At 30.6% G+C, this 8534-nt stretch carries 10 protein-coding genes; all 10 read right to left on the bottom strand.

What is annotated here, in order from left to right:
- Positions 1-321 precede the first annotated feature (321 nt).
- The gene (locus tag ACFQ1Q_RS14160; protein ID WP_386132901.1) at positions 322-1098 is read right to left on the bottom strand and encodes a hypothetical protein; all 777 of its coding nucleotides are present in this window, start codon (positions 1096-1098) and stop codon (positions 322-324) included.
- A gap of 170 nt (positions 1099-1268) precedes the next feature.
- Entirely contained in the window at positions 1269-2168 is a 900-nt protein-coding gene (locus ACFQ1Q_RS14155) for a hypothetical protein (protein WP_386132898.1), read from the bottom strand.
- 167 nt (positions 2169-2335) lie between these two features.
- Complete coding sequence (locus ACFQ1Q_RS14150) at positions 2336-2605, bottom strand: hypothetical protein (protein WP_386132895.1); 270 nt, start codon at positions 2603-2605, stop codon at positions 2336-2338.
- Positions 2592-3101 carry a DUF695 domain-containing protein gene (locus ACFQ1Q_RS14145; protein WP_386132892.1) on the bottom strand — a complete coding sequence of 170 codons (510 nt, stop codon included), beginning with the start codon at positions 3099-3101 and terminating at the stop codon, positions 2592-2594. The genes ACFQ1Q_RS14150 and ACFQ1Q_RS14145 overlap by 14 nt, the downstream gene beginning before the upstream one ends.
- Before the next feature lie 165 nt (positions 3102-3266).
- Positions 3267-3767, bottom strand: a complete 501-nt coding sequence (locus ACFQ1Q_RS14140) for a hypothetical protein (RefSeq protein ID WP_386132890.1) — start codon at positions 3765-3767, stop codon at positions 3267-3269.
- 158 nt (positions 3768-3925) lie between these two features.
- Positions 3926-4510, bottom strand: a complete 585-nt coding sequence (locus ACFQ1Q_RS14135; RefSeq protein WP_386132887.1) for a hypothetical protein — start codon at positions 4508-4510, stop codon at positions 3926-3928.
- Positions 4511-5226: 716 nt separating this feature from the next.
- Positions 5227-5850: a hypothetical protein gene (locus ACFQ1Q_RS14130; protein ID WP_386132884.1), complete on the bottom strand. Its 624-nt coding sequence runs from the start codon at positions 5848-5850 to the stop codon at positions 5227-5229.
- Between the two features lie 746 nt (positions 5851-6596).
- Complete coding sequence (locus tag ACFQ1Q_RS14125) at positions 6597-7646, bottom strand: serine/threonine-protein kinase (RefSeq protein WP_233885889.1); 1050 nt, start codon at positions 7644-7646, stop codon at positions 6597-6599.
- A 1-nt stretch (position 7647) separates the two neighbouring features.
- Positions 7648-8115 (bottom strand): hypothetical protein, encoded by a 468-nt coding sequence (locus ACFQ1Q_RS14120; protein ID WP_386132880.1) that lies wholly within the window; start codon positions 8113-8115, stop codon positions 7648-7650.
- A 142-nt stretch (positions 8116-8257) separates the two neighbouring features.
- Positions 8258-8534: hypothetical protein (locus tag ACFQ1Q_RS14115; RefSeq protein ID WP_386132878.1), on the bottom strand; the 277-nt coding region annotated here is incomplete at its 5' end.

Here is an 8534-nt window from a genome sequence, read left to right as displayed (position 1 = left end):
AATTTATTCTTTGATTGTAAAATCTATCAAAAAAGTCTTCTTGTTTTAAATCAAAAAGGTTAATTCCTACATTTATTCCATATCTAATTTTTTTTGATTCATTCTCTTGTGAAAATGAATAAGAGAATAGGAATAGAAATAATATTAAATTAAGTATTTTTCTGTTCATTTCGTTAATGTTTGCCAACGGTTTTGTGTATGATTTCGTTGCGTGTTTAAGCACTAAAGTTAGCAAATAAATCACAGATAGAAAGTCCGCGAGGACTTTCGTAAGTAAGCTATAACTAGCAATGAATTATACACGGTGTTAGCATACGTTTTTTAATTCAGAGGTATTATTTTCCAATCCTCTTCTAATTCTTTTACCAAGACTACATTCTTCTCAATATATTTTTTATTTCCTTTTACTATTAAAATCAAATTTGCATTACCAGTTGTTCCATATTTGTCTTTATGTGTTCCCATACTGCCAGAAGGCAAATAAGAAAAAGAGCTAATTCCTCCAACTTCGGCTATTAATTCAGAATCTGTTTTTAAAAGTTCAGTAGCTGTATTGTAAGCGTCAGAATTTGGTATGATAATAGCAATTATGCCTTTAATGAAAATAGATAAGCATAGAATTCCGAATACTAAATAGAAAACAATACGATGCATTTTATTTTCACGCCTTAAATTGATATCGTCAAGCAAAAATTTCGCAATTACTATAAGTAATAATCCAAATCCGATTGATTTACTTTCCCAAAAGAAAAAAATATCAAATGCTCTGGCTAAATATCCATAAAGAATAAGAGCGAATGCTATTAGAGTCAGGATTTTTAATGGTGTTCCAATTTCCTTTATTAGTTGAGTGTAATGTTCAGTCAGGCTTGTTTTTTCTTTATTGTCATTTCTTTCGGTTTCGCCATTTTTAATTATGAGTTTACGACCTTTAGTCAGCCATAATATTGGTCCGATAAAGGCAATCATTGAAATTATAATCCATTGTATTTTAGATTCTTTAAAATCATTGCTGGCTATTTGAATTATTGCCACAAAAGTTATAACGAGTGAGCTTAAACATATTAAGAAAAAAAATAGACCTAAAATGACTTCCATTGTTTAATTCAGATTTTGAGTGGTAAATGTATGCTAACGGTTTTGTGTATGGCTCGTTGCGGGAAATCAGCTATGATTTTCCGCCGTAACCGAAAGATAGCAAATTGCAATGAATTCCGATTAAGGAATTCAGCCGCAATGAGCTATACACGTTGTTGTACGTAGTTTTTTTATTCATAAATATAAATGTGAGTCATAATCGGTTTGTCCTCTTCAAAATGTTTAGTCGTTTTAGCAATTCGGTTTTTTTCGTCGTAAACAGTTATTAATTTACTAATAAATTCGCCTGTTTCAGTCGTTGCTAATTCCTCTAATTCCTGTCCATTTTCGTTAAGTTTATACTCACAGATTTTTTGAGGTCTATATTCCCAACTTTTGCTTTTATCTTTTAAGTGTCTTGGATTTACCTCATAATCGTACCAAGTCATAGTATATTTATAACTGTTTTCTTGATATTCATAGAATTTAGTCCAAATAAGTCTATCCTCGTCAAAGGACTTCTCTTCTTGGATTCTATTTTGCTTATCATAAGTCCAAACGAACCTATTTTGACTACTCCAATGTTTTTCGGATGCATTATATTCTATTTTCCGACCAAGGCTATCGTATGAGTAAAAAGTTTCCGAACTTAATTCCCATTGACGTTCCTTTTCAAAGTCGTCAGAGGTTAAGTTGTCTTTAAATGGCGTTCCTTTTTTTAATACACGTTTATATTCGTAGGCAATTCTCTTAATCAATAAATTTTTGTCATTATAGAAATATTCCAATTTAGAACTGTCACAGCAAATACTATTGGGAATATTCGGATAATACTTAAGTGTTTTTACTAATAAAGTGTCATTGTAAAGATTGGTTGTATTTACATCGGTCGTGCTATTCGCATTATCAGATTTATAACCTCTGTATTCTTCATAAATAATCAGACTGTCAGGATTGAACTTAACTACTTTTACAACTTTGGTATTCAAGCTGTCATTCCCTTGATATTGTAATATTTTGTAATCAAAAGACTTTTCTTGACACGAAAAGAATTGGGATAAAAGTATTAGTAAAATAAGAGGTTTATTCATTAAGTTCTGGGTTTGGTCAAAATTACGTACAACGTGTTTGTGTATGATGTCGTTGCGTTGGTTAGGTTAAAGTTAGCAAAAGAAACCAGAACTTTAGTGTTTGTCTAAATTATTCCGAAAGGTTAGGGAAGAAGCAATGCGTTATACACGTTGTTGTACGTAGTTTTTTATTTTATTAAATATGCTAATATTATAGCAATCGAAATATAAAATATCATTCCAAATATTCTCATTTCAGATGCCTGTTTGATTTTACGTTCAAATCCGAATTTTTTAAATCTTTCTATTTCAGATTCATTAAAATCGGTGTTTTTCCATCTATTAATTTTAGCAAAACCAATAGGAATGAAAAAGAAACTTAAAGCCTCTGCATTACTCAAAGGTATATTCTTTCGCTTTTCAGCATTCTCCTGTTCTTGGTTTTTATTTTGGCTCAAGATTATAACTCTTTAAAATTCCAGTATATAATTCCCAATCAATATCTTTTCCGTTTGTTATTTCAATAGGCAGTTTTTTAAATTCCGATAATGCTTTGTTCATCCGTTTTAGAAATTCAGGTACTGATTTTGTATAAAAAATCGAAGAACGAATTCCATCGTGAGTATAGACCAAAGTTAAAACAGACTGTAAGTCAGATTCCAATTTTTCAATTAGAGCATCTTCAACTTTTTGCATTAAGATATTCTCTTCAGGTGTTGGGATTCCGTTTTCAGTTTTGTTTTCAAATTTCCAAACGAATTCGATGTGTTCCTTGTATTGCTTTGAATCAATAAAATTTTTTAAATACTGTCTGCCACGAATAATGACAGGTTTTCCATTATTTTCCGTTTCTCCTCCAAACCAAGTATCATTCAATTCCAATTTATTCTCTTTTGATTGAGAAAATAATGAACCGAAATTTAGTATAAATATTAACGGTAGGATTTTTTTCATTGGTTTGGTCAAATTACGTACAACGGTTTTGTGTATGGTTAGTTGCGTTGGCTAGAACTAAGTTAGTAAAATGAAACGAACCAGAGAAAAATCCGTAGGATTTTCCGAGTACACACAAACTAGCAATTGGCTATACACGTTGTTGGCTAACGTATTTTACAGAAACTATTCATCATTCATTATTACTCTGCTTCTGCCACATTCTTTCTGTTGCTGTAAAAGCTCTTCTTTGTCTTCTTGGTAAATCTTGAATTTTTCTGGCACAATTTCATTTATCAGTTCTAGTACAGGACTTAAGTCTTCTTGGTAATAATTATCTACTTGTATTCTTTTGGTTTTAAGACCTTTTTTGAATTCATAGATTTTAATATCTCCATCATCTATACAAGGATTCGAATAATATATTCCTAAACTATCAATATTGATTTCAGAGAGTTTGCGTATTTTTTTTTCAGGTAATTTATTTGTTGAGTAGATAATACTATCTTTTTCATTTTCAAGTTCTCCACTAAAAGTTATGGTAAGTTCTTTCTCGTTTATTTGATATAATACTGAATATGCAAGGGAATAATTATAATCTGATATTGATAATTCAAATGGTTCAAGAGTATCATTTTTGCAAGAAATAAAAATCAATAAAAATAAAATGTAAATAGGATTTCGCATTTTCATGATATGTTTGCCAACGGTTTCGTATAACCGTCAGTTACGGATTTAAAGTTACGATTTTTCAGATTAAGAACTGACGTAAGCAATTACGTAGTGGATTCGGACGTAGTCGAATCCGCCGTAATTGCGGTTATACATTGTTGTGAGCTGGCTTTTTATTTCCATATTTCCCACCATTTTTTTGATTCGGTTGTTTTTAGTTCAGTTACTCTTTTGGGTTTAAATACTTTTTTAGGTCTGGTCAATTCAAATGTCTCAAGGTCGATTAAGAATTCCGTTTTATCGTACTTGTCCCAAGCGTTGTATTCATTAAAAATTCCGCTTAATACTCCGTTGTCAATTTTGGTATTGTCTATAAAATCTCGACAAACATATTCGTGAAACTTATAATTATTTGAATTCTCGATTATCGCAATATTCCGATTTCCAATCAGGCAATACTTATTCTCAAATTCGATTACTTCTTTAAAGTCAAATCCAAATTCAACAATGCTTTTTTCTTGGTTTCTGTCAATGATAAAGCACTGTCCATTTGAAATTACAAGAATTTCAGTCGTATGTTTTAATTCTTTGATATAGTCAAATCCTTCTTTTCCATACTCAATATTCGCAACCCATTTTGTTCCGTCATCTTTTGTGAATTCCACAGTCAGACCTTCTGACCAATTTCCTTCAGGAATTGGGACGTACATTTTTCCGTATGGCGGAAGTCCTTTTAAAATTTCAAAGTTTGAATTCAATTACGATGGTTTTTTCAGCTTGCTCACAACGGTCTAGTATAAAAATTGTTGCGTTGGTCTAGGCTCTAAAATAGCAAAGAAAAACGGACTAGGGAAGATTACGCCGTAAAATTCTTAGCAGGCAATTAACCAGCAATTGTTTTTATACATTGTTAGCAACTGGTTTTCTTTTACATACTGTTTTGACGTAAAACTTGCGAATTGCTGATAAATTTAATTTTAAGGGCCAGATTGGCTACGTTGGGTTTTTAAGGCCCACCTGCTAAAGGGAAACCATTGCTTAAATGCCTTTAAATTATCCCACGGACGGAAATTGGCCGTTTTATTTTTTGAGCGACCCTTTTTCAGTACAGACAGTCTTATGTGCTTAAGAATCGTTTAATTAAAAGACCTTGGCCAATTTATAAGCGCAAAGATTTGCCGTGATATTTATTTTATCCGCAATCTTTATTGTTTAAGCAACAGTGATTTTAAAGCTTGCGTATAGTTTATGATTTTTGGCAGCTTAAAAAGACTTTGCGAAATTTACGGGAACCTTTGGTAGAGCCTACCGATAGGGGATTTGTTAACTTGTTGCTAACGGTCTCGTGTATGATTTCGTTGCGTGTTTAAGCATTAAAGTTAGCAAATAATCACGGATAGAAAATTCCAGCGGAATTTTCGTAAGTAAGCCTTTACCAGCAATGAATTATACACATTGTTAGCAATAGTTTTTATTAAATTCGCTCTTTATCCTTAATGATTATTATTCCTTTATTTTTAAGGTATGGTTCAATCTCTATTTTATTGTCAAAAAGTGAATAACCATTGTCTAAATCATAAGTTCCACCAGTGTAGTTAGAAGCATCTAAAAATCCGATTAGTTTAGTTTGAGTTATTGATTTGGCTTTATTCCAACATTCAATTAAAAAGCTTTTTACCAAACTATAATCATTATCCCAAAAGTCATATATCTCAGCTTCATCATCTTCTGTAAATTCAGTGTAATCAATATTGTTTTTTGCTAATATTTCAACCGCTATTTTTTCAAGTTCTTCGTAAGTATAATCATCAGAATGAAGTTCAGGTCTATTTATAGTTTTGCTATCCGAATAAAAGGCATAGCAAGGTTGAACAAAAATAAAACTCAGTGGACTGCTGGCATAATAGTATAAACTAATTACTTTTATTTCTTTTGTGTCACCTGTAGTCCTATATTCGAATTCACAATTTTGAACTTTAACTAAAAAATCAACTATCTTTTTCTCTCTTGGCTTTAAAATTTTAGATTGGAATTCTAAATCAATTTCATGTTCTAAATTTTCTATTTCTTTTGATGATAAGCTATCATATTCTCTCATTATCATAAAGTTGGGTCAAATTATTGCTAACGGTCTCGTATAACCGTCAGTTACGGATTTAAAGTTAATAAAAATTGTTAAAGCACCGGCGCTAGCAATTCCGAGTGGATTCGGACGTAGTCGAATCCGCCGTAATTGCGGTTATATAATGTTAGTTGCAGTTTTTTCAACAGAGTAATTTAATTTTCGTGGCTTAAAAAACTTTGCCCGAAATTCTCGGACAATAACCGACACTGAAATAATTTTTTCAGATTTTGTATTGCACGTTTGAGTATAAAAATCCGACGTAGTGATTGCGTTTGCAGACTTAAAAATCAAAATTAAAAGGAACGAATTTAACGGATAAGAGTAAAATCCGACCGCACGGTTTTAAATTGCTACTAACGTGTTTGTATATGGTTTGTTGCGTGGTTGAGCACGTAATTTAGCAAATAAAAACCGAATAGAAAATCCGCAAGGATTTTCGTAAGTAGGCGAGAACCAAGCAATAAATTATATACGGTGTTACCCAACGTAATTTATTTCAGTTTCTTTGTTTTGTCAATTGATTTTACTTGAGAATAACCGTTTTTTTCTGTCCACACAGAATTATCTCTCAAATCTATAGCACCAGACTTTTTAATTCTGGTATGAATTGAGGAATTTGAAAAAGGGTTCGAAAGTTGGCCTCTAGTCAAATTTTTATTAGGGTTATATGTTGTTTTATTTACTTTCATTTAATAAAACTAGTGTGCAAATTTACGTAATTAATATGACTTTAGTATTTTCTTTAGTTCTGTTGTTGCTTTTTGAAATGTTAAATTAGCTCTAAAATCATCATTTACTCTTGTTCTATTACCAGAGCTTTTCATAGTCTTATATGTCTCGATATTAAAAGAACCATTGTCATTTATCAACGAAATATCGTATGTTTTATTGTCCTCGTCTAATACCCATTTATTACCATTAGGAATTACACTTAATTGCCAATCCAAATTTTCTTGAATCTTTGAAAGTTCATTTAAAAGTTCTATTAGATTGTTATGTCTGTCAGCTGGATTAATAGATAATGCTTTTCTTATCACATTTCTTAATTTTTGAGGAATATGAGGTAAGAAAAAATTTCTATCAGGAAATCTACCTGATGTAATTAAGCTGTCTAATTCTGCTTTCGATGCTATACCAGCTAGTTGACTTTTAAAAACATTAGAACCGTTACAAATTCTGTACAAAGTTAAACCAGCGTGATAAATATCTACTTGTATAGTAAATTGATTTGTTACAAGACATTCAGGTGCAGTATGTAGACTGTAAAATTTATCTTGTTGTGCAACTCTGTGGATATTTGTGAATTTAGCTAAACCAAAATCAGTAACTAAAGCTTCATTAGAATCAGATATTAAAATATTAGTCGGCTTTATGTCAAAATGTATTAATCCTTTTGTATGAATATGATTTAAACCAGATAGAAAATCTATAGAATATTTAAGAATTTCTCTAACTGTTAAAAATCTTGTTTTTGTTAAAGATTCTAAAGAACCTTTTCCATAATGTGGCATTGCAATGTAAATATGGTCGTCATCTTCACAGGAATAATTTACTGTAACTATGTTCTGATGCTTAGAGGTATAAAGACATTTAGCTTCTTTATAATAGTCATTTGGTGAATTGAAATCTGCTTTTGGAATTCTTTTTATTACGATATCTGCATCAAATTGCTTATCGTGTGCAATAAAAACATCAGAATTTTTTCCTTCTGCACCTATGTTATCTTTTAATTCAAAATTTAGAGTAGCCTCTCTTAGTCCTATATTCATTTTACAAATTTAATGCAGCAAGTGCTGATAATACTGATTCTCTTTCTGTTTCGCTGTTATTTTGAAGAAATTCTAAATCGTCAGGAATACTTTCTCCTTTTATAATTTTCTTTAAATCTCCATTGTTTGCAAGACCTAATAGTCTTGATATTTTAGAAATATTACCTCCAAAATATTTTTGAACAGAACAACTTGAAAACAATTCTTGGATTATAGCTTCTATTGATATTCTTTCAATGCTTAACCTTTGAGCATTCCCTTCTGTTACTTTTATTCCTGCTTTAGTAACTTCGTATTGGTTTATTATGTCAATTATGGTTTTCCTAACAAAGTTTAGCCTATCAGGTATTTCTAATGATAGAGGTAAAATCAATTTATCTATTGCAATTACATTATTTCCCTCGTCATTTTGTTCAACTACTGCGAAATATATTTCTTTTGGTGTTGCTCTAATTCCTATTGATTTCATTTTTTGAGTTTGATTGGTCTTATGTTGGGTAACGTGTTTATATATGGTTTGTTGCGTGGTTTAAGCACCCAATTTATTAAATAATTACAGACAAAGAAAATCCGCGAGGATTTTCGCAAGTAGGTAATAAGCCAGCAATAAATTATATATGTTGTTGTAGTGCGTTTTTATTTTCTATAAATTCGGTTTTAAATTTTTCAACCATTTTTTTATTCGAAAACCAATTGTAAGGATTTGGCGTTTTTCCAAAAGCAAATGAAATACAATTTATTAAAATGTCATTCTTTTCATAAAGAACAATAATTTGTTTTCCATAATCTGTTTTCGTGTCTAAAAAAGAAATATTAATAATATTTAAATTTTTATTCTCCTCAAATAGTTTCCACCCGTTTCTATTTACAATTTTCTTTAAAATTTTT

It is taken from the genome of Winogradskyella litorisediminis (genome assembly GCF_042675765.1).
GTDB lineage: Bacteria > Bacteroidota > Bacteroidia > Flavobacteriales > Flavobacteriaceae > Winogradskyella > Winogradskyella litorisediminis.
Note: the sequence above shows the minus strand (reverse complement) of the source record. Positions and strands in the feature narration are given on the sequence as shown.